At 73.0% G+C, this 330-nt stretch carries 1 protein-coding gene; it reads left to right on the top strand.

Annotation, left to right across the window (positions count from 1 at the left end):
- On the top strand, positions 1–330 hold a 330-nt coding region (locus tag OF819_RS29085), incomplete at both ends, for a phosphopantetheine-binding protein (protein WP_267246642.1).

A 330-nucleotide genomic window follows, 5' to 3' on the forward strand; every position in this document is an offset into this window, starting at 1 on the left:
CGAACGGCAAGCTGGACCGCAAGGCGCTGACCGCCCCCGACTTCGGGAGTGGTTCGGCGGCCGGCCGCGCGCCGGGCACCGCCCGGGAGGAGATTCTGTGCGGCCTGTTCGCCGAGGTGCTGGGCCTCGAACGGGTGGGTGTCGACGACAGTTTCTTCGAGCTGGGCGGCCACTCGCTGCTGGCGATACGGCTGATCAGCCGCATCCGTGCGGTGTTCGGGGGAGAGCTGTCGGTGCGCGCGGTGTTCGACGCCCCCACGGTCGCCGGTCTCTCCTTGTGCCTGGACGGCGCGCGTGCGGCGCGTCCGGCGCTGGTGGCGGTGGAGCGGC

Origin of the sequence: Streptomyces sp. PR69, from assembly GCF_026420845.1 — a bacterium.
Classification (GTDB): domain Bacteria; phylum Actinomycetota; class Actinomycetes; order Streptomycetales; family Streptomycetaceae; genus Streptomyces.